Origin of the sequence: Barrientosiimonas humi, assembly GCF_006716095.1 — a bacterium.
Taxonomy (GTDB): Bacteria; Actinomycetota; Actinomycetes; order Actinomycetales; family Dermatophilaceae; genus Barrientosiimonas; species Barrientosiimonas humi.
Genome location: NZ_VFOK01000001.1, coordinates 270,418 through 296,738, shown reverse-complemented (window position 1 = coordinate 296,738; position 26,321 = coordinate 270,418). Strand labels below are relative to the sequence as shown.

25 protein-coding genes and 1 riboswitch are annotated in these 26,321 nt (G+C 72.7%); of the genes, 6 read left to right on the top strand and 19 right to left on the bottom strand.

The window, feature by feature from the left end:
- Positions 1-73: 73 nt before the first annotated feature.
- Together fabG and FB554_RS01380 are read left to right on the top strand one after the other, a co-directional pair.
- Positions 74-832, top strand: a complete 759-nt coding sequence (fabG, locus tag FB554_RS01385; protein ID WP_142004296.1) for a 3-oxoacyl-ACP reductase FabG — start codon at positions 74-76, stop codon at positions 830-832.
- Positions 832-1,290, top strand: coding sequence for a MaoC family dehydratase (locus FB554_RS01380; protein ID WP_338070545.1), 459 nt, complete (start codon positions 832-834; stop codon positions 1,288-1,290). Before fabG ends, FB554_RS01380 begins: the two co-directional genes overlap by 1 nt.
- Positions 1,291-1,296: 6 nt before the next feature.
- Here FB554_RS01380 and FB554_RS01375 read toward each other — a convergent pair whose 3' ends face one another.
- The 13 genes from FB554_RS01375 to FB554_RS01315 all read right to left on the bottom strand — a co-directional run bounded on the left by FB554_RS01375 (position 1,297) and on the right by FB554_RS01315 (position 15,017).
- Positions 1,297-2,067 (bottom strand): serine hydrolase, encoded by a 771-nt coding sequence (locus FB554_RS01375; RefSeq protein ID WP_142004294.1) that lies wholly within the window; start codon positions 2,065-2,067, stop codon positions 1,297-1,299.
- Positions 2,064-4,568, bottom strand: coding sequence for an aminopeptidase N (pepN, locus tag FB554_RS01370; RefSeq protein ID WP_142004293.1), 2,505 nt, complete (start codon positions 4,566-4,568; stop codon positions 2,064-2,066). Before pepN ends, FB554_RS01375 begins: the two co-directional genes overlap by 4 nt.
- A 21-nt stretch (positions 4,569-4,589) precedes the next feature.
- Positions 4,590-5,459 (bottom strand): zinc metalloprotease HtpX, encoded by an 870-nt coding sequence (gene htpX / locus FB554_RS01365; RefSeq protein ID WP_142004292.1) that lies wholly within the window; start codon positions 5,457-5,459, stop codon positions 4,590-4,592.
- Positions 5,460-5,916: 457 nt separating this feature from the next.
- Positions 5,917-7,365, bottom strand: a complete 1,449-nt coding sequence (locus FB554_RS01360) for an NADH-quinone oxidoreductase subunit N (RefSeq protein ID WP_142004291.1) — start codon at positions 7,363-7,365, stop codon at positions 5,917-5,919.
- Positions 7,362-8,993 (bottom strand): complex I subunit 4 family protein, encoded by a 1,632-nt coding sequence (locus tag FB554_RS01355; protein WP_236022423.1) that lies wholly within the window; start codon positions 8,991-8,993, stop codon positions 7,362-7,364. Before FB554_RS01355 ends, FB554_RS01360 begins: the two co-directional genes overlap by 4 nt.
- Before the next feature lie 5 nt (positions 8,994-8,998).
- Positions 8,999-11,002: an NADH-quinone oxidoreductase subunit 5 family protein gene (locus tag FB554_RS01350; RefSeq protein WP_142004289.1), complete on the bottom strand. Its 2,004-nt coding sequence runs from the start codon at positions 11,000-11,002 to the stop codon at positions 8,999-9,001.
- Entirely contained in the window at positions 10,999-11,307 is a 309-nt protein-coding gene (nuoK, locus tag FB554_RS01345) for an NADH-quinone oxidoreductase subunit NuoK (RefSeq protein ID WP_142004288.1), read from the bottom strand. Before nuoK ends, FB554_RS01350 begins: the two co-directional genes overlap by 4 nt.
- Complete coding sequence (locus FB554_RS01340) at positions 11,304-11,834, bottom strand: NADH-quinone oxidoreductase subunit J family protein (protein ID WP_142004287.1); 531 nt, start codon at positions 11,832-11,834, stop codon at positions 11,304-11,306. Before FB554_RS01340 ends, nuoK begins: the two co-directional genes overlap by 4 nt.
- Positions 11,831-12,484 carry a NuoI/complex I 23 kDa subunit family protein gene (locus FB554_RS01335; protein ID WP_142004286.1) on the bottom strand — a complete coding sequence of 218 codons (654 nt, stop codon included), beginning with the start codon at positions 12,482-12,484 and terminating at the stop codon, positions 11,831-11,833. The genes FB554_RS01340 and FB554_RS01335 overlap by 4 nt, the downstream gene beginning before the upstream one ends.
- Before the next feature lie 91 nt (positions 12,485-12,575).
- The gene (locus tag FB554_RS01330; RefSeq protein WP_142004285.1) at positions 12,576-13,532 is read right to left on the bottom strand and encodes a complex I subunit 1/NuoH family protein; all 957 of its coding nucleotides are present in this window, start codon (positions 13,530-13,532) and stop codon (positions 12,576-12,578) included.
- 5 nt (positions 13,533-13,537) lie between these two features.
- On the bottom strand, positions 13,538-14,062 hold the full coding sequence (locus FB554_RS01325; RefSeq protein ID WP_142004284.1) for an NADH-quinone oxidoreductase subunit C: 525 nt from the start codon (positions 14,060-14,062) through the stop codon (positions 13,538-13,540).
- Positions 14,059-14,586, bottom strand: coding sequence for an NADH-quinone oxidoreductase subunit B (locus FB554_RS01320; RefSeq protein ID WP_236022422.1), 528 nt, complete (start codon positions 14,584-14,586; stop codon positions 14,059-14,061). The genes FB554_RS01325 and FB554_RS01320 overlap by 4 nt, the downstream gene beginning before the upstream one ends.
- Positions 14,587-14,642: 56 nt before the next feature.
- Positions 14,643-15,017, bottom strand: coding sequence for an NADH-quinone oxidoreductase subunit A (locus FB554_RS01315; protein WP_142004282.1), 375 nt, complete (start codon positions 15,015-15,017; stop codon positions 14,643-14,645).
- Between the two features lie 93 nt (positions 15,018-15,110).
- Positions 15,111-15,222, top strand: a riboswitch (SAM riboswitch).
- A 115-nt stretch (positions 15,223-15,337) separates the two neighbouring features.
- Between FB554_RS01315 and FB554_RS01310 the strand changes: the two genes are divergently transcribed.
- The 3 genes from FB554_RS01310 to FB554_RS01300 are packed head-to-tail and all read left to right on the top strand — an operon-like array spanning position 15,338 to position 18,047.
- Positions 15,338-16,309, top strand: a complete 972-nt coding sequence (locus FB554_RS01310) for a MetQ/NlpA family ABC transporter substrate-binding protein (RefSeq protein ID WP_142004281.1) — start codon at positions 15,338-15,340, stop codon at positions 16,307-16,309.
- Positions 16,306-17,382, top strand: a complete 1,077-nt coding sequence (locus FB554_RS01305) for a methionine ABC transporter ATP-binding protein (RefSeq protein WP_142004280.1) — start codon at positions 16,306-16,308, stop codon at positions 17,380-17,382. The genes FB554_RS01310 and FB554_RS01305 overlap by 4 nt, the downstream gene beginning before the upstream one ends.
- Positions 17,382-18,047 (top strand): methionine ABC transporter permease, encoded by a 666-nt coding sequence (locus tag FB554_RS01300; protein WP_142004279.1) that lies wholly within the window; start codon positions 17,382-17,384, stop codon positions 18,045-18,047. The genes FB554_RS01305 and FB554_RS01300 overlap by 1 nt, the downstream gene beginning before the upstream one ends.
- Before the next feature lie 21 nt (positions 18,048-18,068).
- On the opposite strand, the gene FB554_RS01295 is transcribed toward FB554_RS01300, so the two are convergent.
- The 5 genes from FB554_RS01295 to FB554_RS01275 all read right to left on the bottom strand — a co-directional run bounded on the left by FB554_RS01295 (position 18,069) and on the right by FB554_RS01275 (position 24,608).
- Positions 18,069-18,815 carry an SDR family oxidoreductase gene (locus FB554_RS01295; protein ID WP_142004278.1) on the bottom strand — a complete coding sequence of 249 codons (747 nt, stop codon included), beginning with the start codon at positions 18,813-18,815 and terminating at the stop codon, positions 18,069-18,071.
- Between the two features lie 336 nt (positions 18,816-19,151).
- Positions 19,152-20,309 (bottom strand): acyl-CoA dehydrogenase family protein, encoded by a 1,158-nt coding sequence (locus FB554_RS01290; RefSeq protein WP_142004277.1) that lies wholly within the window; start codon positions 20,307-20,309, stop codon positions 19,152-19,154.
- A gap of 5 nt (positions 20,310-20,314) precedes the next feature.
- Positions 20,315-21,163 carry a CoA transferase gene (locus FB554_RS01285; RefSeq protein ID WP_142004276.1) on the bottom strand — a complete coding sequence of 283 codons (849 nt, stop codon included), beginning with the start codon at positions 21,161-21,163 and terminating at the stop codon, positions 20,315-20,317.
- 1 nt (position 21,164) lies between these two features.
- Positions 21,165-23,354 carry a 3-hydroxyacyl-CoA dehydrogenase NAD-binding domain-containing protein gene (locus FB554_RS01280; RefSeq protein ID WP_142004275.1) on the bottom strand — a complete coding sequence of 730 codons (2,190 nt, stop codon included), beginning with the start codon at positions 23,352-23,354 and terminating at the stop codon, positions 21,165-21,167.
- 33 nt (positions 23,355-23,387) lie between these two features.
- Complete coding sequence (locus FB554_RS01275; RefSeq protein ID WP_142004274.1) at positions 23,388-24,608, bottom strand: acetyl-CoA C-acetyltransferase; 1,221 nt, start codon at positions 24,606-24,608, stop codon at positions 23,388-23,390.
- A gap of 102 nt (positions 24,609-24,710) precedes the next feature.
- On the opposite strand from FB554_RS01275, the gene FB554_RS01270 reads away from it, so the two are divergent.
- Positions 24,711-25,454 carry a MerR family transcriptional regulator gene (locus FB554_RS01270; RefSeq protein WP_211344510.1) on the top strand — a complete coding sequence of 248 codons (744 nt, stop codon included), beginning with the start codon at positions 24,711-24,713 and terminating at the stop codon, positions 25,452-25,454.
- Positions 25,455-25,466: 12 nt separating this feature from the next.
- On the opposite strand, the gene FB554_RS01265 is transcribed toward FB554_RS01270, so the two are convergent.
- A complete protein-coding gene (locus FB554_RS01265; RefSeq protein WP_236022210.1) occupies positions 25,467-26,321 on the bottom strand; it encodes a LysR family transcriptional regulator in 855 nt (284 codons plus the stop codon).

Below are 26,321 nucleotides of genomic sequence, written 5' to 3'. Positions count from 1 at the left end.
GAGCCGCTAGGCGAATCCGTATCGAGACCTCCACACCCGAAGCAGAACCCGCGAATCCCTAGGAGCAGCAAGGATGTCCGAGACCACACGCACTGCCATCGTCACCGGCGCCGCCCGCGGCATCGGCGCGGCCGTGGCCAAGCGCTTCGCCGCCGACGGCATGAACGTCGCGGTGCTCGACCTCGACGAGGCCGCCTGCCAGCAGGTGGCCGACGAGATCACCGCGGCCGGCGGCAAGGCGATCGGCGTCGGCTGCGACGTAGCCGACGAGGAGGCCGTCGCCACCGCCGTCGAGCGGGTCGCGAACGAGCTCGGCGCCCCGACGGTGCTGGTCAACAACGCCGGCATCATCCGCGACAACATGCTGTTCAAGATGACCACCGACGACTGGGACTCGGTGCTCGGCGTGCACCTGCGCGGGGCGTTCCTGATGACCCGCGCGGCGCAGAAGTACATGACCGAGGCCAAGTGGGGCCGCGTCGTCAACCTGTCCAGCACCTCGGCGCTGGGCAACCGCGGCCAGGCGAACTACTCGGCGGCCAAGGCCGGCATGCAGGGCTTCACCAAGACGCTCGCGATCGAGCTCGGCAAGTTCGGCGTCACCGCCAACGCGATCGCCCCGGGCTTCATCGTCACCGACATGACCGCCGCCACCGCCGAGCGCGTCGGGATGGACTTCGAGGCCTTCCAGCAGGCCGCGGCCCAGCAGATCCCCGTGCAGCGCGTCGGCCGCCCCGAGGACATCGCCGCGATGGCGGCGTTCTTCGCCAGCGAGGACGCCGGGTTCGTGTCCGGCCAGGTGGTCTACGTCGCCGGCGGGCCGAAGGACTGATGGCCATGCGCACGTTCAACGGCATCGAGGAGCTGCAGCAGGTCGTCGGCGAGCACCTCGGCTACAGCGACTGGCACCAGGTCACCCAGGAGGCGGTCGACCAGTTCGCCGAGGCGACCGGCGACCACCAGTGGATCCACGTCGACGTCGAGAAGGCCAAGGACGGCCCGTTCGGCGGCACCATCGCCCACGGCTACCTCACGCTGTCGCTCGTCCCGATGCTGGTCTGGCAGATCTATCAGGTCGAGGGCGTGAAGATGGGAGTCAACTACGGCTCCAACAAGGTTCGCTTCCCGACGCCGGTGCCGGTCGGCTCGCGCGTGCGCGCCGGCGTCGAGCTGGTGTCGGTCGAGCCGTCCTCGATGGGGTTCACCGTCACCACCAAGGTGACCATCGAGCTCGAGGGCGCCGACAAGCCCGCCTGCGTCGCCGAGACGCTGTCGGTCGTCGTCCCCTGAGGCGCCTCACCCCAGCCGGTCGCGGATCGCGCCGCCGATGGCGCGCATCCGGCTGAGCACGTCGTCACGCGGGTCGGCGCCGGGCTCCCAGCCGGAGACGACGGCGTACGCCACCGTGCGGCCGTGCTTGGTCACGAGCCCGATGTCGGCGCGCACGGTGGCGTCGGTGCCGGTCTTGTTGACCAGCAGCAGGCCGCGGTCGGGCTCGGCGTGCGCGAGCGGGTCGAGCCCGAACGCCCCGGCCACCATCGACAGGTCGGTGCCGAGGGCCAGCCACTCCAGCGGCAGCCGAGGCAGCTCGCCCTCGTGCGTGAGCCGCAGCCAGCGCACGAGGGCGCGGGCCGAGCCGCGCGAGAGCGTGTCGGCGACGCCCGGTTGCGCGGGGTCGCGGTCGTCGCGCACCCGGTCGAGCAGCGCCATCGGGGCCAGGGCGTAGCGCGCCGCGAGCGCGGCCAGGGGCGCGACGCCGACCTCGCGCAGCAGCGCGTTGGTCGCGAGGTTGTCGCTCACCGCCCCCACCAGCCGGCAGGCGTCGAGCACGCTGAGGTCGCGCTGGTCGAGCACGTGCCACAACCCCGAGTCGCGCACGAAATCCTCGCTGCGCCAAGCGATCCGGGCCGCCGGGTCGATGTCTCCGCGCTCCCAGCGCCGCGCCACCTCCGACAGCAGCAGGCACTTGCCGACCGAGGCGGTGCGCAGCACGGCGTCGGGCTCCTCGGCCAGCCACGGCCACGGCTCGTCGAGCGGCTGCACCAGCACGCTCCACCGCACGGTCATGGCGTGTCGCCACCCGGGAACGCCGTGCGCGCCCGCAGCGCGCACTCCAGCAGGAACGACTGGTCCACGATCGACCGACGTACGTCGTCGGCCAGGTCGGTGCGCGCCAGCGCCTCCCGCGAACGGTCGAGCGTGTCCTGCTCGACCACCGGCCACGGGAAGGCAGCGGTCGCCACCCGCCCGAGGGCCATGCCGGTGACCCGCTCGGCGAGGGGCGGGACGTCCGCGAAGTAGCGCGCGACGTACGGCCGCAGGAGCTCGGGATCGCCTGAGCCCCAAAGGCCTTCGGCGTGCGCCACGAGCTGGTAGTTGGACAGGTCGGCGTCGTGGGCAAGGCTCTCCCACGCCTGCTCCTTGGCCTCGGCGGTGGGCCGCAGCGCCCGGATGCGGATGCCCTCGAGCTCGCCCTGCATGGTGCGGTCGGCGTCGCTGAGCCGCTGCAACGTGGCGTCGTCGAGGGCGTCGACGCGCGCGAGCGACCGCGCCACGGCCCAGCGCAGCTCGGTGTCGTCGCGCAGCGACTCCGGCAGGCCGTCGCCGGTGAGCCATCGACCGAGCAGCTGCACGTCGTCGCTCGCCCCGGCGACCAGCCGCGCGCCCGCCAGCTGGTCGGGCGACCCGTCGGCGGCGCGGTCGAAGAGCTCGCGCCCGGCGGCGGCGATGCCGCGGTAGGCGTCCGGCACCTCGGCCGCGGGCAGGAACGCGCGCAGCCGCGGCACGATGCGCATCGCCACGCCGGCACGGATGCCGTCGTCGCTCTCGCGGCCCCAGCTGCGCGCGATGGTGCCGGCCAGCAGACGGGGGTCGACGCGGCCGGTCATCACGCCGGCGTCGAGGGCGCACCAGGCGACGGCGCGGGCGGACCCGTCGGGCACGCCGGCCAGCTGCTCGGGCAGGGCCGCCAGGGTCGCGTCGTCGAGCCGGACCTCGGCCCAGGTGAGGTCGGCGGCGTTCGGGATCAGCAGCTCCGGCACGCGCTGCCCCACCAGCTCGGGCACCTGCTGCTCGTCGCGCTCGGCGGTCAGGTCGGCCTGCAGCACCCGATCGCCACCGGAGTATCCGGCCACGTCGAAGGTGTGCGGCCGGTCGGCCGGCCGCTCCACCGGCGCGTGCCGCGTCACGGTCGCGCCGGTCACCCGGTCGCCGTCGCGCTCGAGGTGCACCGCGACCACGTCGGTGCCGGCCGTCCCGAGCCACGCCTGCTGCCAGGCGGTCAGGTCGCGGCCGCTGGCCCGCTCCATCGCCGACATGAAGTCGGCCAGGCCCGCGTTGGCGTACAGGTGGCGCTCGATGTGGTCGCGCACCCCGGCGACGAACGCGTCGTCGCCGATGTGGGCGATGAGCTGGCGCAGCACCGAGGCGCCCTTGGCGTAGGAGATGCCGTCGAAGTTCTGCAGCGCGGAGTGGGCGTCGGGTGCGGGCGCGCCGGCGACGGGGTGGGTCGAGGGGGCCCGGTCGGCGCGATAGCCCCACGCCTTGCGGCTGGCGCCGAAGTCGACGAACGCCTCGGTGAACTCGGTGGACTCGGCCAGGCAGCGGTGCGACATGTACTCGGCGAACGACTCGTTGAGCCACAGGTCGTCCCACCAGGTCATCGTGACCATGTCGCCGAACCACATGTGCGCCATCTCGTGCGCGATGGTGTTGGACCGGCCGAGCAGCTGCGCGCGGCTGATGCCGCCGCGGAAGATCATGCTGTCGGAGTGCACGACGCAGCCGGGGTTCTCCATCGCCCCGGCGTTGAACTCGGGCACGAACAGCTGGTCGTAGTCGCCGAAGTCGTACCGCACGCCGAACAGCCGGTGGTAGTGGTCGAACGACTGCTTGGTGACCTCGAACATCTGCGGCGCCTGCGCCTCGAGCAGGTCGCGCTGGCTGGCCCGGGCGCTGATCGACAGCGGGATCCCGTCGTGCTCGTCGCGCAGCGTGGCCCAGGGCCCGGCGCACACCGTCACGAAGTACGTCGCCAGCGGCTTGGTGGTCGCGAGCCGGAAGTCCTGCGGCCCGGTCTGCTCGGTCGCGCCGTTGCCGAAGACGGTCCAGCCCTGCGGCGCGTGGACGGTGACGTCGTACGGCGCCTTGAGGTCGGGCTGGTCGAAGCAGGCGAAGATCGACGGCGCGGCGTCGAGGAAGCTCATGCCGTAGACATAGGCCTCGCCGTCGGCCGGGTCGACCGCGCGGTGCAGGCCCTCCCCCGACCTGCTGTACGCCATCGTCGCCTCGACGACGACGGTGTTGTCGGCCTGCAGGCCGGGCAGCTCCACGCGCCGGTCGGCGACGGTCGCGGGGTCGATCGAGCGCCCGTTGAGGGTGATCGAGGAGACCTCGCGCGCGTCGACGTCGAGGAACGTGCTGGCGCCGGGTCTGCTTGCGGTGAAACGGATCTCGGCGCGCGATGCGAACGTCTCGTCGCCCTGGTCGAGGTCGAGGTGGACGGTGTATCCGGCGACGCCGATCAGGTCGGCACGGCCACGGGCTTCAGCGATGGTGAGCGAGGACACACGCTCATGCTGCCACCCGGGTCAGCCGCGGTAGCCCGCCATGCCCTGCAGCCGCGCGACGCGGTCGGCGGTCGGCGGGTGGGTGGAGAACAGCTTGGAGACGTCCTGGGCGCGGAACGGGTTGGCGATCATCATGTGCGAGGCGTTGACCACCTGCGGCTCCGGCGCGAGCGGCCGCGCGGCGACGCCCTGCTCGAGCTTGCGCAGCGCCGACGCCAGGGCGAGCGGGTCGCCGGTGAGCTTCGCGCCGTCCTCGTCGGCGTCGTACTCGCGGGTGCGGCTGATCGACATCTGGATGAGCATCGCGGCGAACGGCGCGAGCAGCGCCATCGCGATCAGCGCGAGCGGGTTGGGGCGGTCGTCGCTGTTGCCGCCACCGCCGAGCATCGGCAGGAACATCAGCATCTGCGCGATCGAGGTGATCACGCCGGCGATCGCGGCGGCGACGGAGGAGGTGAGGATGTCGCGGTTGTAGACGTGCATCAGCTCGTGGCCGAGCACCCCGCGCAGCTCCCGCTCGTCGAGCAGCTCCAGGATGCCGGCGGTGCAGCAGACCGCGGCGTTCTGCGGGTTACGGCCCGTGGCGAACGCGTTGGGCGCGGCGGTCGGCGAGATGTACAGCCGCGGCATCGGCTTGCCGGCCTTGGTCGACAGCTCGCGCACGATGCGGTACATCTCCGGCGCCTGCGCCTCGCTCACCGGCTGCGCGCGCATCGCCTTGATGGCGATCTTGTCGCTGTTCCAGTAGCCGTACGCCGTCATGGCGACACCGATCAGCGCGAAGATCCACAGATACCTCGCGCCACCGATCACGGCGCCGACACCGAGCAGCACGGCGAAGATCGCGCCGAACAGAGCGGCGGTCTTCAGGCCGTTGAAATGGTTGTGCATGCCCCGTGAACGAGCCGGGAGCCCCGCGTTGTTCCCGGGATCGCGCGAGACCCGGAGCCGCCGGCGCCGGGCGTACGCCCTCGCGGTCCTCCGCCGAACCGTGCGGCCCAGCGCACCCTCCGGCGGACAACCGCCGAGGGGGGGTGACCAGGCCAGGCCGGCCGCCGGCGTACGCCCTCGCGGTCCTCCGCCGAACCGTGCGGCCCAGCGCACCCTCCGGCGGACAACCGCCGGGGGGTGACCAGGCCAGCCCGGCCGCCGGCGTACGCCCTCGCGGACCTCCGCCGAACCGTGCGGCCCAGCGCACCCCCCGGCGGACAACCGCCGGGGCGGGAGGGGCGCTGCCGCCCCGCTGAAACGCGGTTTCAGCGCTGTGACTTCGCTGCAGCAGAGTCGAAGCGCTGAAACCGCGTTTCAGCGCCCGGGGGCCGCCCGGGGGCCGTACGTCCGGCGCGGCTCAGTCGAGCAGGCCCATCGGCAGCTGGGGGGCCAGGCTGATCACCGCGAGCGCGACGAGGCTCAGGGCGACCACGGCCAGGTGCAGCGGGTGCGGGCGGTCGTGGACGGCGTCGGGGTCGGCTGCGCCGCTGCCGGCCATCGCGAGCACGACCCGCAGGTAGACCGCGACGCCGAGCATCGCGTTGAGGGCGGCGACGACCGCGAGCCACCACAGCTCGCCGGCGACGACCGGCCGCAGCGCGAGCACCTTGGCGACCAGGCCGAGCACGGCGGGCGGCAGACCCGCGAGCGTCAGCAGCCCGAGCGAGATCGCGAGCGCGGCGACCGGGCGCCGCCGGAACAGCCCGCGCAGCGTCGCCAGGTCGCGGATGCGCCCGCGGCCCTCGGCGTGGGCGACGAGGGTGACGCCGGCGAAGACCACCAGGGTGGCGATGCTCGTGACGAACAGATATCCGGTGGCGGCCTTGACCGCACCGGGCGCGACCGTGGCGAGCGGCAGCACCACCCAACCGGCCTGCGCGACGGTCGACCAGGCCAGCAGCCGCAGCGTCGAGCGCTCGCGCAGCGCCAGCACGTTGCCGACGGTCATGGTGATCGCCGCGACGACCCCGACGGCGACCAGGGCGCCGTCGCCGAGCGCGGTCACGCCGCGCAGCACGGCCAGCAGCGCCCCGAGCGCGGCCAGCTTGGAGGTGGTCGCGAGGAAGCCGCCGACGGGCACCGACGCCCCGGCGTACGCCTCGGGCGTCCACGCGTGGAACGGCACCAGCGACAGCTTGAACCCGAGCCCGGCGACCAGCACGACGACGGCCAGCGCGAGCACCCGGCGGGTGTCGGGCTCGGCCGCGGCGCGCAGGACGGCGTCACCGTCGAGCAGCGGCGACCCGGTGGCCGCGAACCACAGCGCCGCGCCCATCGCGAGCAGCGCGAAGGACACCAGCGAGGTGACCAGCAGGGTCAGCGCACCGTCCAGCGCGGAGCGCCGCGCCCGCAGGGCGACCAGCGCGATGGTCGGCAGGGTGGCCAGCTCCAGCAGCACCAGCCAGGACCCGAGGTCGCGCGCGGCGGTGACCCCGGTGGCGCCCGCGGTCGAGGCCAGCAGCATCGCGACCGAGATCGGCGCGCGCTCACGCGGCGCCGGGACGGGCAGGGCGAGCAGCGCGATGATCCCGGCCGAGACCAGCGCGCTGACCTGGATGACCGCGCCCAGCCGGTCGACGACGTACAGGCAGCTGGTGCCGGACAGGCACATCGTGCGGCGCTCGGCGGCGCCGGGCAGCAGCCCGGGCACGGCGGTCGCGGCGCCGGCGAAGAGCAGGACCGCGGCCAGCGCCCAGTGCGCGGCACCCAGCCGAGGGCGTACGACATCGACGACGAGCACGAGCAGCGCACCCAGCGCCGGGATCAGCACGGGGGCGAGGGCGGCGTAGTCGAGCGTGACGCTCACCGGGCCACCTCCCCGAGCATCCGCAGCACGTCGGGCTCGCTGATCGCGAGGAGCGCGGTGGGCAGGACGCCCACGGCAAGTACCGCGACGACCAGCACGGTGATGACGACCCACTCCGCGCCGACGGCGTCGGGCGAGGCGACGGCGACCGCACCGGTCGGAGGATCACCGGCAGGCGTCTCGCCGTCAGCGAGCGACTCGTCGCGCGTCTCGTCCGCCCGCGTCGCTCCGGCCCGCGCCACGTCGACCCGCGCCACGTCGACCCGCGTCTCGTCGGTGCGCAGCCGCTCGTCCGCCGGGCGGCCGGGCGCGCCGCCGCCGGCCCAGACGATGCGCAGCACCCGCAGCGCATAGGCCGCGGCCAGCACCCCGCCGAGCGCCGCGAGCACCGCGAGCCAGGCGAACAGCGTCTCGGGCCGGCCGGGCGCGGGGTCCCAAGCGGCGAGGATCGTGAGCACCTCGCCCCAGAAGGTCGCGAGCCCGGGCAGCGCGAGCGACCCGGCCATCCCGACGACCAGCGCGAGGCCGAGCCGCGGGCGCGCGTCGCGCAGCCCCTCGCGGGCGGTGTCGAGGTCGTCGCCGTGCCAGCGGTCCTTGAGCCCGCCGACGACGAAGAACAGCAGCGCCGACACGACGCCGTGGGCGATGTTGCCGAGCAGCGCGGCCTGCACGCCGAGCGTGCCACCGGCGGCGAGCGCGAGCATGACGAAGCCCATGTGGGCCACCGACGACCACGCGATGAGTCGCTTCAGCGAGCGCTCGACCAGGCAGACCAGACCGCCCCAGAGGATGCCGACGACCGCGAGCACGCCGACCACGGGCGCGAGCCGCGCGAAGCCCTCGGGCACCGCTCCGACGGCCAGCCGGACCACGCCGTACGTCCCCATCTTGAGCAGCACGGCCGCGAGCAGCACCGACCCGGTCGTCGGCGCGGCGGTGTGGGCGGCCGGCAGCCAGGAGTGGAACGGGAAGAGCGGCACCTTGATGCCGAGGCCGACGAGCAGCAGCGCCGCGACGATCGTCTGCTGGGTCGTGCCGAGCGCGGAGCCGCGGGTGCGGGCGAGCTCGGTGAGGTCGGCGGTGCCGGCCGCGAAGGTCAGCGCGAGGATGCCGACGAGCATCAGCGTCGAGCCCAGCACGGTGTAGAGCACGAACCGCGCCGCGGCCGCGTCGCGCGTCGCCGGGTCGCCAAAACCCTTGATGAGCAACCACATCGGGACGAGCACGATCTCGAACGCGAGGAAGAACAGCACGGCGTCGCGCGCGAGGAAGGTGAGCAGCGCGGCCCCGACGACCAGCAGCAGGCAGCCGAGGTAGGTGCCGTAGCGGGCGCGCGGCGGCCGGGCGATGCCGTACAGCACCACGAGCACGCCGATCGCCGCGGTGAGCGCGAGCAGCGGGGCGCTGATGCCGTCCACCCCGAGGTTCAGCCGCATCCCGACCGCGGTCACCCACGGCCGGTCGAGCACCGGCCGGTCGACCAGGGTGACGCCGACGCACGCGGCCGAGGCCACCGCCGCGGCGAGCGCGACGGCCGACGCGGTGCGCTGCCCCACCGGGCGCGGCATCCGGTCGGAGCACACCAGCGCCCCGCCGACCACGAGCGGCACGAGCACGGCCGCCACCATCGCGATCACCACAGCGCCACCCCCAGCAGCGCGACGAGCAGGGCTCCGGCGAGGATCGCGACCAACCCGGACGAGGGCGTACGCCGGTGCAGGCTCTCCCCGGAGTCGCCGAGTCGGCGTGCGCCCGAGGCCAGCCCGCTCACGCCCGTGTCGAGCTGCCGCTCACCGGCCGCGACGAGGCGCGCCAGGGCCAGGACCGGCCGGGCGACCAGCGCGACGTAGAGCCCGTCGACGCCGAGGCCCCGGCTCGCGGCCGAGCGCCAGCGCTGCGGGGTGTGCTCGGCGGCGTCGCCGTAGCGCGTGCGCAGCGACATCACCCGCACCAGCAGCGCGGCGGCGAGCATGAGCAGCAGCGCGGCGGCGACGAGCAGCCAGTTGGGCTGCTGCCACTCGATCTCCAGCAGCGGCGTGATCACCAGCGCACCGCCGAGCAGGCTCGCGGCACCGAGCGCGACCAGCCCGAGACGGCCGAGGGCGGTGGGCTCGGGCTCGTCCTCGAACGGGTCGGACTCGACCACCGGTTCGGCCTCGTGCCCGAACTCGTCGACCTGGGGCGCGTCGCGCAGCAGCTCGACGATGCCGACGTCGGCGACGACCCGGCTGTCCTCGACGCTGGTGTCGAGCGAGCGGCGCTCGAAGACGGTGCGGTGCTGCACGACGAGCCAGGCGCGCATGGCGTACGCCGCCGTCAGCACCGTGGTCAGCGCGACGACGGCGAACCCGAGGGCCGCCGAGCGCGCGCCGTCGGCGGCGTGCTTGGCCGCCTCGTCGAGGATCAGGTCCTTGCTGACGAAGCCGACGGTCGGGGGCACGCCCGCGAGCGCGAGCAGCCCGATCGCGAGGAGGGTGCGGGTCTGCGGATAGCGGCGGATGCCGCCGGACATGCGCTGCACGACGGTGCCGCCGACGAGCACGGTGAGCCAGCCGATCATGAGGAACAGCAACGCCTTGAACGCGGCGTGGCTGACCAGGTGCATGATCGCCAGGTCGGGGCCGGCGGTGCTCGGCACGACGGTCAGCGCGACGAGCATCAGACCCACCTGGCTGACGGTCGACCAGGCGAGCAGCCGCTTGAGGTCGTCCTGGAAGAACGCCAGGGCCGCGGCGAGCACGGCGGTGGCGCCGGCCAGCACGAGCAGCACGTTGCGGGCGACCGGGGCGGCGTGCAGCAGCGGCAGCAGGTGGGCGAGCACGACGGTGCCCGCGGCGACCATCGTCGCGGCGTGGATGAGCGCCGAGGCGGGCGTCGGACCCTCCATGGCGTCGGGCAGCCAGTCCTGGAAGGGCAGCTGGGCGCTCTTGCCGAGCACGCCGCACACGACGCCGAGCATCGCGACGGTCAGCACCGTCTGCGCGCCGGCCAGCGGGGGTTCGGTGAACCAGGCGACCACCGCGGGGATCGACGTGGTGCCGGCGCTGGTGGCCAGCAGCGCGAACCCGAGCACCAGCGGCGCGTCGGCGAGCCGGGTGACGAGGAACGACTTGTACGCCGCCCGCCGCGCCTTCTCGCGGGCGGAGTCGTGGCCGATGAGCAGGTAGGAGCACCAGCCCATCAGCTCCCAGCCGACGAGGGTGAGCAGCAGGTCGCCGGACAGCACGACCAGCTGCATGCCGGCGGTGAAGATGCCCACGGTCGCGGCGAACTGGCGGTAGCGCGGGTCGGTCCACAGGTACCACCGGGCGAACGCCTGCACCGCGAACGAGACGACCGCGACGGCCGCCGCGACCAGCACGTTCCACCGGTTGACCTGCAGCCGGAGCGGGACGTCGAGGGCGGGCCCGACCGGCAGCGACCCGATGGTCTGCGGCCCGGTGACAGCGACGCCGGTGACCTGCTGGGCGAGCAGCACCCCGGCCGCGGCCATCCCGACGAGCGCGGCGAGCAGCGCGATCACCGCGGTGGCGCGGCCGCTGCGGCGCACGAGCGGCAGGGTCAGCAGACCGCCCACGGCCGGCGCGAGGACGGCCAGGTGGCTCGGCTGGAGCGGCCCGGCGACGGCGAGGTTCACGCGTCGTCCTCGCCGCGTCGGGTCAGGTCGACGTCGCCGCGCGCGCGGTAGACCGCGACGACGGCCGCCAGGGCGACGGCGATCTCGGCGGCGGCGATGGTGATGAGGAAGATCGTGAGCGTCTGACCGGCGACCAGCGGGTCGGGCCGGGCGGCGCCCATCGTGACCAGCAGCAGGCCGGCTGCGGCGAGCAGCAGCTCGACGCCGATGAGCATCAGCACCGCGTTGCGGCGCGCGACGATGCCGTAGACCCCCGTGGCGACCAGGACGCCGACCAGCACGAGCGGCAGCTGCAGGTGGATCACCGCTCCTCCCCCGCGAGCTCCTCGGGGGTGGTGGCGACCTGCAGCCGCGACATCGCGAGCGCGGCCACGAGCCCGACGAGCAGCAGCAGCGACAACAGCTCGAACGGCCACACCCAGGTGCCGAAGAGCCGGGTCGCGAGCGCCTCGGTGCCGGGCGAGCGCACGTCGGCGCGGCCGGCGTACGCACTGATCAGGACCGCCGCGACCAGACCGCCGGTGCCCGCGGCGACGACCAGGCCGGCGAGGCGGGTCAGCGGGCTGGTGTCGTGGGCGGTGGTCGGGCCGGTGGGGGCGCGGGTGAGCATGAGCGCGAAGATCACCAGCACGACGATCGCCCCGACGTAGACGATCAGCTGCACCAGCGCCACGAGCTCGGCGCCGAGCACGAGGTAGCAGCCGCTCAGCGCGCCCAGGCTCACCACGAGCCACAGCGCGGCGTGCAGCAGCTGCTTGGTGGTGACGGCGCGCACGGCAGCGCCAGCGGTGACCAACCCGGCGAGCACGAAGAAGACGTCGTGCGTCGTCATGCGTCGCCGGCCCTGTGGTCGTCGGACGTCGGGTCGGTCTTGGCGTCGCCGGTCTTGGCCTCGTCGGGCTTGGCGTCGCCGGCCTTCGGGTCCTCGGGCGAGGCGGACGTACGGATGACGCGGGGGCCGCGCACCGGCTTGCGGGCGGCGAGGGCCTCGGTGGGCTCGGCCGCGCCGGGGTCGAGCGGCGGGGGTGGCGGCACGGTCGGCATCCACTCCTCCAGCTGCTCCTTCTCGTGCAGCAGGTCGCGGATGTCGTGCTCGGCGTACTCGAAGTGCGGGCTCCAGAACAGCGCGTCGAACGGGCAGACCTCGATGCAGATCCCGCAGTACATGCACAGGCTGAAGTCGATCGCGAACCGGTCCAGGACGTTCTGCTGGCGGTCGCGCCCGCCCTCGGGGCCGGCGGGGATCGTCTCCTTGTGCGAGTCGATGTAGATGCACCAGTCGGGGCACTCGCGCGCGCAGAGCATGCACGAGGTGCAGTTCTCGGCGAGCAGCGCGATGACGCCGCGGGTGCGCGGCGCCAGGTCGGGCTGGCGCTCGGGGTACTGGTGGGTGTGCGCAGGTCGGGCCATCGTCCGGGCGGTGGTGGCCATGCCCTTGACGAGGCCCGGGACGAGGCTGCGTCGGTTGCTGGGCCCAGGCATCACGTGATCCGTCCGAGGTGGCTCCTTCGGGAACGCTCGCACGCTACCGGCCAGGAGGGACGTGACCTAGCAGCCGCTCCGAGAACGGACATCACGCGGTGAGGACGACGCCGACGCCGGTGATCGCCAGCTGCACCAGGGCCAGCGGCACCAGGCCCAACCAGGCGAGTCGCTGCAGCTGGTCCTCGCGCAGCCGCGGCCACGACACGCGCATCCAGATGATGAGCAGCGCGACCGCGAACCCCTTGAGCAGCGTCCACAGCCAGCCGAGCGCGCCGTCGAACGGGCCCGTCCAGCCACCGAGGTAGACCACGGCGACCAGCAGCGACATCACGACGATCCCGGCGTACTCGGCGAGCAGGAAGAACGCGAAGCGCAGCCCGGTGAACTCGGTGTAGGGGCCCATCACGACCTCGGAGTCGGCGATGGGCATGTCGAACGGCGGGCGCTGCAGCTCGGCGGTCGCCGCCACCAGCAGCACCAGGGCCGCCGGTGCCTGCCACAGCAGCCACCACGGCGTCCACGCGTGCGCGATGCCGGTGAGCGAGAGGGTGCCGCCGGCGAGGGCGAACGAGGCGCAGGCCAGGATCAGCGGCAGCTCGTAGCTGACGAGCTGGGCGGCCGAGCGCATCGCGCCGACGAGGGCGTACTTGTTGCCCGAGCCCCAGCCGGCCATCAGCGTGCCGAGGGCGCCGATGCCCGAGACGGCCAGCAGCACCAGCAGGCTCGCGGGCACGTCGGCGCCGACCAGGGTCGGCGAGAACGGCACGACGGCCATCGCGAGGAGGTACGCCACCAGCGCCACCGCGGGCGCGGCCCGGAAGACCCATCGGTCGGCGGCCGCCGGGACGATGTCCTCCTTCTGCGTGAACTTCACGCCGTCGGCGATCAGCTGGGCCCAGCCGTGGAACCCGCCGGCGTGCATCGGGCCGAGGCGGCCCTGCATGTGGGCCATCACCTTGTGCTCGGTCTGGCCGACGAGCAGCGGCAGCACCAGGAAGGCCACGAGCACGAGCGCGGCGCGCACGCCGGCCTCGAGCCAGGTCATCTCCATCACCGCGGCCCCCACGAGGAGTCGGGCACGCCGGGCGGCAGGTTCTTGCGGCGACCGCGGCGGGGCGCGGGCGAATCGCCTGACTCCCCAGGGTCTTTCGCGCCCGGCCACGGCTTGGAGACGCGCGCGGCGAGCACGAAGTCCTTGCGCAGCGGCCGCCCCTCGAAGCCCTCGGGGAGCAGCAGCGGGCGGATGCCGAGCCGGCTGCCGTCGTCGAAGTCGGTGAACTCCAGGCCGAACATCTCGTGCGTCTCGCGCTCGTGCCAGGCGGCGCCGCGCCACAGCGTCGTGAGGCTGCGCAGCGGCTCGGTCTCCGGCACACGGGTGCGCACCAGCACCGACCGCAGCGCGCCGGGCGTGACGTCGTAGAGGTGGCTCACGACGTCGAGACCTCCCTCGTCACGGTCGGTCTCGTCGACGGCGGTGAGGAAGTCGAAGAACGCGAAGCCCTCGGCGCGCAGCTGCTCGTGGAGGGCGTACCACTCCTGCGGCGGGCAGTCCCGCCGCTCGGCGTCCAGGCTCATGACGGGTCGCCCTGCGGCGGCTCGGCCGGCTGGTCCCGGCGCACGAGCGGGCGGGTGACCGCGCCGGCGAAGCGGCGCCGGTCGGCGTACGACCGGGTGGTCAGGCGCTCCTCGGCGATCTGCTGCTGCAGCACGAGGATGCCGTGCAGCAGCGCCTCGGGGCGGGGCGGGCAGCCGGGCACGTAGACGTCGACCGGGATCAGCTGGTCGACGCCCTTGGTGACGCAGTAGGAGTCCCAGTAGGGGCCGCCGGAGTTGGAGCAGGCGCCGAAGGAGATGACGTACTTCGGCTCGGGCATCTGGTCGTAGAGCCGGCGCACGGCCGGCGCCATCTTGTCGGTGACCGTGCCGGAGACGACCATCAGGTCGGCCTGGCGCGGGCCGGGGGCGAACGGGATGACGCCGAGCCGGATGAAGTCGTGCCGCGCCATGCTGCCGGCGATGAACTCGATGGCGCAGCAGGCGAGCCCGAAGTTGAAGACCCACAGCGAGTAGCGCCGCCCCCAGTTGAGGATCAGCCGCATCGGCTTGGGCGCGGCGGCCTGGAGCGGGCCGACGCGCGGGGTGGGCAGGTCGACGGTCACGGGGTCCACCTCAGCAGGCCGCGGCGCGCGGCGTGCGCGAGCCCCACGACCAGCACGCCGATGAAGATGCCCATCTCGACCAGGCTCGCGACCCCGAGGTCGGCGTCACGCAGCACCGTCGCCCACGGGAAGAGGTAGACCGCGTCGACCGCGAAAACGACGTAGAGGAAAGCAAATCCGAGGTAGCGCACCTGCGACTGGGACCAGCCCTGACCGACCGGGTCGACGCCGGACTCGTACGTCGTCAGCCGGGCCGGCGTCTGCGACACCGGCGCCAGGAGCCGACGCATCAGCATCGCCGCGCCGAACAGCAGCACTCCGGCGAGCGCGACGACGACGACGACGAGATAGCCGACGAGGGGACCCTTCACGGGACCAGAGCCTAACGAGCCGCTGCCGGTCGGTGAGGGAGGTCACCCCCGCTCGTTTTGACCTCTCCTTATGCGATGCATAACGTGGACGGCGGTCGAGAGACCCAGCGACAAGCCCTGGCTGGCTGGGCGGCAACCCTCACGGATGTGGCGGGGTGCTCCAGGTGAGACCCGGTCCGACAGCCCTGTCGGACAAGCACATTCGCGCCGGCGATTGTGCCGCGGTCGACGATGCCGGACGGGTGAGCCTGCGAGCCCGTGCGGAGGAGGAGACGCGGCAGAAGGTCCTGGCGTGCTGTTTCTCGAGGAGTGCCTCCGACATGTCTTCCCCCTCTTCCGGCGCGGACGCGACGGGCCAGATCCCGCCGCTGCCGCCGTACCCCGGGTCGCGCGGGCGGGGTGTGCGCACGGCGATCACCGCCGGCGGCCTCGTCGTCGCGCTAGCGGCCGGGTTCGGCCTGGGCCGCGCGACCGCGGACGACGGCGGCAGCGCCTCGGCCGACGAGCCGCGCGAGGTCACCATCGGCACCACCGAGGCGAGTGCGGAGTGGTGGCCGCCGCTGCAGCGGCTGGCCCGCGAGAACGGCATCGAGATCAAGCTCGTGTCGTTCTCCGACTACACCCAGCCCAACCCCGCGCTGGCGCAGGGGCAGACCGACCTCAACCTGTTCCAGCACCTGCAGTTCCTCGCGAGCTACAACAGCAACGACAACCAGGACCTCACCCCGATCGGGTCGACCCAGGTCGTGCCGCTGCCGCTGTACTCCAAGAAGCACACGGCGCTGAACCAGATCCCGCAGGGCGGCAAGATCGCCATCCCCAACGACCCCACCAACCAGGCGCGGGCGCTGCTCGTGCTGCAGCAGGCGGGGCTGCTGAGGCTCAAGGGCGGCGGCAACGCGCTGTCGACCCCGGCCGACATCGACCGTGCCGCCTCGAAGGTCACGGTGCAGCCGGTCGACGCCGCGCAGACCGTCGCGTCGCTGCCGTCGGTCGACGGTGCGGTCGTCAACAACAACTTCGCGCTCGACGGCAACCTCGACCCCAAGTCGGCGCTGTTCCAGGACGACCCGAAGAGCAAGGCGGCCGAGCCCTACATCAACGTCGTCGTCGCCCGCGCCGAGGACAAGGACGACCCGACCTACCGCAAGATCGCCCAGCTCTACCACTCCCCCGAGGTCGTCGCCGCGGTGAAGCGGCAGTCCAAGGGCACGTCGGTCGTCGTCGACCGCCCCGCCGACCAGCTCGGCAGCATCCTGACCCGGCTCGAGAAGGACGTGGCGGGGTCATGAGCGAGTCGATCATCAGCCTCGACCGGGTCGGCAAGACCTTCTCGCGGGGCGGGTCGCAGGTGACCGCGCTGGACGAGGTGACCCTGGACGTACGCCGGGGTGAGGTGTTCGCCGTCATCGGCTTCTCCGGTGCCGGCAAGAGCACGCTCGTGCGGCTGATCAACGGGCTGGAGCTGCCGACCAGCGGCACGGTCACCGTGCAGGGCCAGCAGCTGAACTCGTTGCGCCCCAAGCAGATCCGCGCGCTGCGCAGCGACATCGGCATGGTGTTCCAGCAGTTCAACCTGCTGCGCTCGCGCACGGTGTACGGCAACGTCGCCTACCCGCTCGAGGTCGCCGGCTGGAAGCCGGAGCAGATCTATCGGCGGATCACCGAGCTGCTGCACTTCGTCGGGCTGACCGAGCGCGCGTGGGCCTATCCGGAGGAGCTGTCCGGCGGGCAGAAGCAGCGCGTGGGCATCGCCCGGGCGCTCGCCACCAACCCGCCGATCCTGCTGGCCGACGAGTCGACCAGCGCGCTCGACCCGGACACCACGCGCGAGGTGCTCGCGCTGCTGCGCCGCGTCAACGAGGAGCTCGGCATCACCATCGTCGTGATCACCCACGAGATGGAGGTCGTGCGCAGCCTGGCCGACCGGGTGGCGGTGCTGGAGTCGGGGCGCCTGGCCGAGCTCGGCCCGGTGCGCGACATCTTCGCGAACCCGACGGCCGGGGCCACCCGGCGCCTCGTCGGCGCCACGCTCGACGCGGTGCCCGACGCCGACGACCTCGCGCAGCTGCGCGCGCGGCACCGGGGGCGCATCGTCACCGTCACCGTGGCCGCGGGCCGCAGCCTCGGCGCGGTGCTCGGCCGTGCCAGCGAGCAGGGCGTCGAGCTGGAGATCGTGCACGGCGGCCTGACCTCGATGAAGGAGGAGTCGCTCGCGACGTTCACCCTGAGCCTGCGCGGCGAGCCGGACGCGGTGGAGCGGATGGTCGCCGAGCTGCGCGGCATCGGTGCGGTCGAGGAGGCCGGTGACCACGGACGTACGGCGGGCGAGGCGGGCGAACCGCTGCAGGAGGTGTCGGCCTGATGGGGAGCACCGACTGGGCCCAGCTCGGGCCGCTGCTGCAGGAGTCCCTGCTGCAGACGCTGCTGATGGTCGGCGTGACCGTGCTCGTCGGCGGGGCGCTCGGGCTCGCGCTCGGCGTGCTGCTCGTGACCACGCGGCCCGGCGGCATCCTCGCCCACCGCGGGCTGCACACCGTGCTCAACGTGATCGTCAACATCGTGCGCCCGATCCCGTTCATCATCTTCATCACCGCCGTGGGGCCGCTGACCCTGCAGGTGATGGGCACGACCGTCGGCACCCGCGCCGTGCTGTTCCCGCTGGCGCTGGCCGCGACGTTCGGGATCTCGCGCATCGTCGAGCAGAACCTCGTGGCCGTCGACCCCGGCGTGATCGAGGCGGCGCAGGCGATGGGCGCCTCGCCCTGGCGGATCATCCGCACCGTGCTGGTGCCCGAGGCGCTCGGGCCGCTGGTGCTCGGTTACACCTTCGCGCTCGTGGCCGTCGTCGACATGACCGCGATCGCCGGGGCCATCGGTGGCGGCGGACTCGGGCAGTTCGCGATCACGTACGGCTATCAGCGGTTCAACTGGGTCGTCACCGGGGTGGCGGTCGTGGTGATCATCGTGCTGGTGCAGCTGGCGCAGTTCTCCGGCAACGCGTTGTCGCGAAAGGTCATGCGGCGCTAGCGATCTCGGCCGGCGGGTCGGTCAGCCGGCGGTCCAGCCGCCGTCGATGGCGTACGACGAACCGGTGATCATCGAGGCCTCGTCGCTGGCGAGGTAGGCGATCAGCGCGCCCACCTCGGCCGGCTCGATGAGCCGCTTGATCGCCGACTTGGCGAGCATGACGTCGCCGACGACCTGCTCGCGGCTGATGCCGTTCTCCCGCGCCTGGGCGTCGATCTGCCCCTCGACCAGGGCCGTGCGGACGTACGCCGGGTTGATGCAGTTGCTCGTCACCCCGTGCGGGCCGCCCTCGAGCGCCGTGGCCTTGCTGAGGCCTTCGAGGGCGTGCTTGGCGGTGACGTAGGCCGACTTGTAGGGCGAGGCCACCAGCCCGTGGATCGAGGAGACGTTGACGACGCGGCCCCATCCGCGGTCGTACATGTGGGGCAGGCACGCGCGCACGAGCAGGAACGGCGCCTCGACCATGAGCCGCTGGATCTGCCGGAACGCCGCGACGTCGAAGTCCTGGATCGGCGCGACGACCTGCATGCCGGCGTTGTTGACGAGGATGTCGAAGTCGAGGCGCAGCCCCGCGAGGCCGTCGGTGTCGAGCAGGTCGATCGGCCACACCTGACCGCCGATCTCGGCCGCGACGGTGCTGGCGCGCTGCTGGTCGCGGTCGGCGACGACGACCGTCGCACCCTGGGCCGCGAGCGCCCGGCTCGCCGCCTCGCCGATGCCGTTGGCGCCGCCGGTGACCAGGGCCTTGCGTCCGGTGTGAGAGCTCATGCGCCTCATCATGCCGGGCCGGCGACGCGCCCGCCGACCGGCCGGCAGCCCTCGCGGTCCAGGCCCGCCCACCGGCCGCATTTCGTTCACTGGTGCACGAAATATGGCGCGCCTACCCGGAATCCCGCGGCCCGCCTCCGCAGATCGTTCACTGATGCACGAAATGCGGCGCGCCTACCCGGAATCCCGCGGCCCGCCTCCGCAGATCGTTCACTGATGCACGAAATGCGGGCGGCGGGCGAGGTGACCTCGGGGTCTCGATACGCGCTCGTCCCTCGCGCTACTCGACCAGCTTGTGGCGGGCGGCGGGCCGGGCGCGGCGGAGCCCTGCGCGGGTCAGAGGGTGCGGGCGATGAGCTCCTTCATGATCTCGTTGGTGCCGCCGTAGATCTTCTGCACGCGGGCGGCGGCGTAGGCGCGGGCGATGGGGTACTCCAGCATGTAGCCGTAGCCGCCGAAGATCTGCAGGCAGCGGTCGATGATCTGGCACTGCTGGTCGGTGGAGAACCACTTGGCCATCGAGGCCGACTGCGCGTCGAGCTCGCCCTTGAGGTGCAGCTCGATGCAGTGGTCGACGAGCGTGCGCACGGCGCGGGCCTGGGTGGCGCACTCGGCCAGCACGAACCGGGTGTTCTGGAACTTCATCAGCTCGCGGCCGAACGCCTGCCGCTCCTTGGCGTACTCGACCGTGCGGTCGATCGCCAGCTCGGCGCCCTTGGCGGCCGCCACGGCGATGATCAGCCGCTCCTGCGGCAGCTGCTCCATGAGCTGCAGGAACGCCTGGCCCTCCTCGCCGCCGAGAATGTTCTCCTTCGGCACCCGCATGTCGGAGAAGAACAGCTCGCGGGTGTCCTGCCCCGGCATGCCGAGCTTCTCCAGCACGCGGCCGCGCTCGAACCCGGCGAGGCCGTCGGTCTCGATCACGAGCAGCGACAGGCCCTTTCCGCCCTCCTCCTCGCCCGTGCGCACCACGACGATGATGAGGTCGGCGTGAGTTCCGTTGGTGATGAACGTCTTCGAGCCGTTGACGACGTACTCGTCGCCGTCCAGCCTGGCGCTCGTGCGCAGCGCCTGCAGGTCGGATCCGGCCCCCGGCTCGGTCATCGCGATCGCGCCGACCAGCTCACCGGTGGCGAGCTTCGGGAGCCACTTCTCCTTCTGCTCCTGGGTGCCGTACTTCATGATGTACGGCGCCACGATCGTCGAGTGCACGCTGTAGCCGAACGCGTCGTCACCGGCGGCGGCCTGCTCCTCCATGACGACGGCCTCGTGCGCGAACGTGCCTCCGCCACCACCGAACTCGGTCGGGATCGCGATGCACAGCAGCCCGGCGTCGCCGGCGGCGTTCCAGTACTCCCGGTCGACCTGGTGCTCCTTGGCCCACCGCTCCTGGTTCGGCACCGACTCCTTCTCGAAGAAGGTGCGGGCCAGCTGCCGCACGTCGTCGAGCTCCTCGTCCAGCCACGGCGACCGGTATGTCCGCGTCAGCTCCATGCGTCTCAAGCCTCTCCGTGCGTGATCTGTCGTACGGCCGCGACGGGGAGGTCCCGCTCGCGCGCCCAGGTCTGCCACTCGTCCGCGGAGCGCGTGGCGAACACCCGCTCCAGCTCGTCGACCGATCCCTCGGTCAGCTCGAGCTCGCTCAGCAACCGGTCCCAGAAGTGCGGCTCCAGGGCTGCAACGGCGACGAATCCCGTTGCGGCTGCGTAGATCCGGTACGACGCCAGCTCGCCGCCGAGGAACCCGCCGTGGCCGGTCATCTTGCGCTGGACCGGCTGCGCGAGGTCGTCGGCGACGTCGCTGAGCGCGACCTCCCGGAACTGCCCCTCGCCCGTCCGCTCGCGCGCGAGCAGGGCCGCCAGTCCGTCGGCGACCGCTCGCTCGGCGCCGGCGAGGTCGGCGACGAGCACCGTGGGCATCGCCGGCGGCAGCAGGGTGCCGGCGCTCGCCTGATAGGTCAGGTCGTGCCCGGCCACGTCGGCCTGCTCCCCCGGGTGCCCGACGATCGCGACCTGGCACAGCCGAGGAGCCCTGTCGTGCAACGACTTCCAGTCGAGGCCGAGCCGCGCCAGGGCGGCCGGCCGCGACGAGGTGACCAGCAGGTCGGCCGTCTCGAGCAGGCTCCAGACGGGGGTCAGGTCGTCCTTGAGGTCGACCGTCATGACCTGCTGCCCCTCGGTCAGCCGCTCGTAGTAGTCGGGCACGCCGAACGCGAGCGGGTCACCGCTCGGCGGCTCGACCTTGACGACCTCGGCACCGAGCTGGCGCAGCCGCGCGGCCGCGGCCGGCCCGGGCAGGTTGATCGCCAGGCTGACGACCCGGATCCCCTCCAGGGGCGGCGCGGACACCTCAGAACCGTTCGCCGGACTCGGCCTTGGCGACCAGCCACTCCGAGGGCTCGAACCGCGGGCCGTACGCCTTCGCCAGCTCGCGCGCACGCGTCACGAACCCCGCCAGACCGCCGGGATATCCCTGCATGAACTGGACGGCGCCGCCGGTGAGCGGCGGGAAGCCGATGCCGAAGATCGACCCGATGTTGGCGGCGGCGGCCGACTCGATGACGCCTTCCTCGAACGTCTTGGCGGTCTCGAGCGCCATCGCGAACAGGTAGCGGTCCTGGATGTCGCGCAGCGGGATGTCGACGTCGGCCTTGGTGAAGTGCTCGCGCACGCCCGGCCAGAAGACCTTGGGGCCGTCGTCGGGGTAGTCGTAGAACCCGGCGCCCGCGGCCCGGCCCTTGCGGCCGAACTCGCCGACCATCCGGTCGACCACGGCGCTGCCCGGCTGCTCGGGCAGCTGCTGCCCCGCGGCGGCCGCGGCCTTCTCGGCCTCCCCGCGGATGTGCTGGGTCAGCGTCAGCGAGACCTCGTCGAGCATCGCGAGCGGCGGCGCGGGGAAGCCGGCCATGGTCGCGGCGCGCTCGATCGTCGCCGGGTCGACGCCCTCCTCGACCAGCGCGACGCCCTCGGTGATCAGCGTGCCGAACACCCGGCTGGTGTAGAACCCCCGGCTGTCGTTGACGACGATCGGGATCTTGCCGATCTGCTGCACGACGTCAATCGCGCGGGCCAGCGCCTCGTCGGAGGTCTCCTTGCCCTTGATGATCTCGACGAGCTTCATCTTGTCGACCGGCGAGAAGAAGTGCAGGCCGATGAAATCCCTTGGCCGAGAGACGTTCTCGGCGAGCTCGGTGATCGGCAGGGTCGAGGTGTTGGAGCACAGCAGGGCCGTGTCGGGCAGCTGCTCCTCGGCCTCGGCGAACACCTTGGCCTTGAGCCCGGCGTCCTCGAAGACGGCCTCGATCACCGCGTCGCAGCCGGCCAGGTCGGCCGCGTCGGTGGTCGGCGTGATGCGACCGAGGATCTCCTCGCGCGCCTCGGCGGTCATCCGCCCCTTCTCGACCTTCTTGTCGAGCAGCTTGGCGGTGTAGGACTTGCCCTTCTCGGCGGCCTCGGCGCTGACGTCCTTCAGCACGACGTCGATGCCGCGGGTGGCGCAGGCGTACGCGATGCCGGCACCCATCATCCCGGCGCCGAGCACCCCGACCCTGTCGACCGTGGTCTTGTCGATGCCGTCCGGGCGCAGCGCACCGGAGGAGATCTCCTGCAGGTCGAAGAAGAACGCCTGGATCATGCTCTTGGCCGTCGGCCCGGTGGCGAGCGAGGTGAACCAGCGCGACTCGATGCGGCTCGCGGTGTCGACGTCGACCTGGGCGCCCTCGACGGCGGCCGACAGGATCGCCCGCGGCGCGGGGTAGGCGGCACCCTTGAGCTGCTTGCGCAGGTTGGCCGGGAAGGCCGGCAGGAACGCGGCGAGCTTGGGGTTGCTGGGCGTGCCGCCGGGCAGCTTGTAGCCCTTGCGGTCCCAGGGCTGCCCGACCTCGTCGTCGTCCGCGTGGGCGAGCACCCAGGCGCGGGCGGCCGGGAGCAGCTCGTCCTGGGAGGCGACGACCTCGTCGACCAGACCCTTGTCCTTGGCCTCCTGGGGCGCGCGCTGCTGGCCCTGCAGCAGCCAGTTCATGAGGGCGTCCTGCAGCCCGAGCATGCGCACCGACCGGGTCACCCCGCCGCCGCCCGGCAGCAGGCCCAGCGTGACCTCGGGGAAGCCGATCTTGGTGCCGCGGTCGTCGACCGCGATGCGGTGGTGGCAGGCCAGCGCAATCTCGAGCCCGCCACCGAGGGCGGTGCCGTTGATCGCGGCCACGACCGGCCGCCCGATCTGCTCGAGCCGGCGCAGCTGGCCCTTGATGCCCTCGACCTCGGCGAAGAAGCGGCCGGCGTCCTCGGGCTGCACCTGCTGCAGCGCGTGCAGGTCGCCGCCGGCGAAGAAGGTCTTCTTCGCGCTGGTGACGACCACGCCCTTGACGTCGCCGTCCGCGACCTCGCGCTCGAGCCGGTCGAGCGCCTCGCCCATCGCGGCGGAGTAGCGCTCGTTCATGGTGTTGGCGCTCGCCTCGGGGTCGTCGAGGGTGAGCGTGACGATGCCGTCGGCGTCCTTGTCGTAACGGACCGCGCTGGCCTGGTCGGTGCTGGTGGTCATTGAAATCCCTTGTGGTCTATGGAAGTTCAGAGGTCAGACGCGCTCGATGACGGTGGCGATGCCCATGCCGCCGCCGACGCAGAGGGTGATGGCGCCGCGCTCGAGGTCGCGCCGCTCGAGCTCGTCGACGAGGGTGCCGAGCAGCATCGCCCCGGTCGCGCCCAGCGGGTGCCCCATCGCGATCGAGCCGCCGTTGACGTTGACCTTGTCGTGCGGGATCTGCAGGTCGCGCATGACGCGCATGACCACCGCCGCGAACGCCTCGTTGACCTCCCACAGGTCGATGTCGCTCGGCGACATGCCCGCCTTCGCCAGCGCCTTGCGCACGGCCGGCACCGGCCCGGTCAGCATGATCGTCGGGTCGGAGCCGCTCACGGCGGTCGACACGACCCGCGCCCGCGGACGCAGGCCCAGCTCCTCACCGACCTGCGGGGTGCCGACGAGGGTCACGGCCGCGCCGTCGACGATTCCGGAGGAGTTGCCGGCGTGATGCACGTGGTCGATCTCGTCGACCGAGTGGTACTTCTCCAGCGCCACCGAGTCGAAGCCGCCCATGTCGCCGATGTCCTTGAACGACGGCTTCAGCCCCGCGAGCGAGTCGACCGTCGTGTCGGGACGGATGAACTCGTCCTGGTCGAGGACGGTGAGCCCGTTGCGGTCGACGACCGGGATCACCGAGCCCTTGAAGTGCCCCTGCTGCTGCGCGGCGGCCGCTCGCCGGTGCGACTCGGCGGCGAAGGCGTCGACGTCGGCGCGGGAGTATCCGTCGAGCGTGGCGATGAGGTCGGCGCCGATGCCCTGGGGCACGAAGCCGAGGTCGAGCGCGGTGGCCGGGTCCATCGCCCAGGCACCGCCGTCGGAGCCCATCGGCACGCGCGACATCGACTCGACGCCGCCGGCCACGATGAGGTCCTCGAAGCCCGAACGCACCCGCCCCGCAGCCTGGTTCACCGCCTCGAGGCCGGAGGCGCAGAACCGGTTGAGCTGCACACCGGCGACCGTCTCGGGCAGCCCGGCCGCGAGCGCCGCGGTCTTGGCGATGTCCGAGCCCTGGTCGCCGATGGGGGTGACGACACCGAGCACGACGTCGTCGATGCGCTCGGGGTCGAGCGAGGGATTGCGCGTCTGCAGCTCGCGCAGCAGACCGGTGACGAGGTCGATGGGCTTCACCTCGTGCAACGAACCCGTCTGCTTGCCGCGGCCACGCGGCGTACGGATCGCGTCGTAGACGTACGCCTGGGGAGTCTCAGCCATGTGACGACGTTAACACTGACAGTGTCACTGTCACTATGCTTCGGTCCAAGAAGTGGACGTACGCATAGGGTCGGGTCGGCCCCGAACGAGGAGGTGTGGGCTGTGGCGGAGCCGGAGATGACGCTCGAGGAGCTGGTGACGCGCTCCGGTGTGCCGGTGCGCACCGTGCGGTTCTACACCGGGCGCGGCATGCTGCCCGCGCCGATCCGGCGGGGCCGCTCGGCCTACTACACCGTCGACCACCTCGCCCGGCTGGAGCTGGTGCGCGAGCTGCAGGCGCACGGGTTCACCCTCGCCGCGATCGAGAGCTACCTTGCCCGCATCCCGGCCGATGCCGCGCCCGAGACGATCGCGCTGCACCGCACGCTGCTCGCGCCGTGGATGTCCGACCTGCCCGAGACGCTCAGCCGCAGCGAGCTCGACGAGCGTGCCGGGCGGCGGCTCGGCAAGAGCGACCTGGCGACGCTGCGCACGCTCGGCATCGTCGAACCTGCTGGCGCCGGCCGCTTCCAGGTCGCGGGCGCGCACCTGTCGATCGGGGTGTCGATCCTCGACCTGGGGCTGCCGGCCGACGCCGCCGTCGCCGCCCACGAGATCTTCACCGCGCACGGCCGCGCCATCGCCGACGAGCTCACCGAGCTGTTCCGCACCCGGGTGTGGCCGGCGTACAAGGAGTCGGGGCTGCCGCCCGAGCAGCTGCGCACGATGGTCGAGCGGTTCAAGCCGCTGACGATCGCGGCGCTGGTCGCGTCCTACGAGGCGGCGGTCAACGAGACCAAGCGCGAGACCGCCGAGCGCCGCACCGCCCGCGACCGCGCCGACGGGTCGAGCCGGCCGGGAGCCTAGGACCAGCCGGGATCACTCGAGCAGCGCAGCCAGCACCGCACGCACGGCCGGGTTGCGGCGTGACTCGCGCCGCACCACCGCCCAGTAGCCCGTCTCGTAGGAGTAGTCCGGCAGCACCCGCAGCAGGCTCGGCTCCTCCTCGGCGAGGAAGTCGGGCAACAGCCCGATGCCGCCGTCGGCGAGCACCGCTGCGACGTGGGCGAACACGGACGTCGAGCGCAGCGACGAGCGCGGCGCGGGCAATCGCCGGGAGGCCTCGTCGAGGTCGTCGACCTGCAGCGCGGACTCGATGTAGTAGACGAGCGTGTGCTCGCCGAGGTCGGCCAGCGCAGTGGGCGTGCCCGCCCGATCGAGGTACGTCTTCGTCGCGTAGAGCTGCAACCGGTAGTCGCGCAGGTGCTCGGCGGCAGAGCGACGCACGGCAGGCCGGCCGACCACGACCTCCAGGTCGACGCCCGACCGCGCCTCGCGGGCCCGCTGCGTCGCGGTGATCAGCTCCAGGTCCAGCTGCGGGTGGTCGCGCTGCAGCCGGGTGACCGCGGGCACGAGCCAGTGGATGGCGTAGCCGTCGGGCGAGGCGACGCGCACCGCGCCCTGCAGCTGGCCGCGCCCGGTCGCCCGCTCCCCCACCTCGGCGACCGCGCGCTCGATGGCCTCGGCCGGTCCGAGCAGGTCGCGCCCCAGGTCGGTCAGCTCCCAGCCGCCCGGCGTCTGCACGAGCACGCGACCGCCGATCGCCTTCTCCAGCAACGCGATTCGCCGCGAGATCGTGGTGTGGTTGACCCCGAGCACGTCGGCGGCGGCCGTGAACCGGCCGAGCCGGGCGACGGTCAGCAGGACGAGCAGGTCGTCGGGGTTCGCGGGCAC

Coding starts and splice junctions, on each gene's coding strand:
- fabG (WP_142004296.1), top strand. CDS start 74: ATGTCCGAGACCACACGCACTGCCATCGTCACCGGCGCCGCCCGCGGC.
- FB554_RS01380 (WP_338070545.1), top strand. CDS start 832: ATGGCCATGCGCACGTTCAACGGCATCGAGGAGCTGCAGCAGGTCGTC.
- FB554_RS01375 (WP_142004294.1), bottom strand. CDS start 2,067: ATGACCGTGCGGTGGAGCGTGCTGGTGCAGCCGCTCGACGAGCCGTGG.
- htpX (WP_142004292.1), bottom strand. CDS start 5,459: ATGCACAACCATTTCAACGGCCTGAAGACCGCCGCTCTGTTCGGCGCG.
- FB554_RS01355 (WP_236022423.1), bottom strand. CDS start 8,993: ATGGTGGCGGCCGTGCTCGTGCCGCTCGTGGTCGGCGGGGCGCTGGTG.
- FB554_RS01340 (WP_142004287.1), bottom strand. CDS start 11,834: ATGACGACGCACGACGTCTTCTTCGTGCTCGCCGGGTTGGTCACCGCT.
- FB554_RS01335 (WP_142004286.1), bottom strand. CDS start 12,484: ATGCCTGGGCCCAGCAACCGACGCAGCCTCGTCCCGGGCCTCGTCAAG.
- FB554_RS01330 (WP_142004285.1), bottom strand. CDS start 13,532: ATGACCTGGCTCGAGGCCGGCGTGCGCGCCGCGCTCGTGCTCGTGGCC.
- FB554_RS01325 (WP_142004284.1), bottom strand. CDS start 14,062: ATGAGCCTGGACGCCGAGCGGCGGGACTGCCCGCCGCAGGAGTGGTAC.
- FB554_RS01320 (WP_236022422.1), bottom strand. CDS start 14,586: ATGCGGCTGATCCTCAACTGGGGGCGGCGCTACTCGCTGTGGGTCTTC.
- FB554_RS01310 (WP_142004281.1), top strand. CDS start 15,338: ATGTCTTCCCCCTCTTCCGGCGCGGACGCGACGGGCCAGATCCCGCCG.
- FB554_RS01305 (WP_142004280.1), top strand. CDS start 16,306: ATGAGCGAGTCGATCATCAGCCTCGACCGGGTCGGCAAGACCTTCTCG.
- FB554_RS01300 (WP_142004279.1), top strand. CDS start 17,382: ATGGGGAGCACCGACTGGGCCCAGCTCGGGCCGCTGCTGCAGGAGTCC.
- FB554_RS01295 (WP_142004278.1), bottom strand. CDS start 18,815: ATGAGCTCTCACACCGGACGCAAGGCCCTGGTCACCGGCGGCGCCAAC.
- FB554_RS01290 (WP_142004277.1), bottom strand. CDS start 20,309: ATGGAGCTGACGCGGACATACCGGTCGCCGTGGCTGGACGAGGAGCTC.
- FB554_RS01280 (WP_142004275.1), bottom strand. CDS start 23,354: ATGACCACCAGCACCGACCAGGCCAGCGCGGTCCGTTACGACAAGGAC.
- FB554_RS01275 (WP_142004274.1), bottom strand. CDS start 24,608: ATGGCTGAGACTCCCCAGGCGTACGTCTACGACGCGATCCGTACGCCG.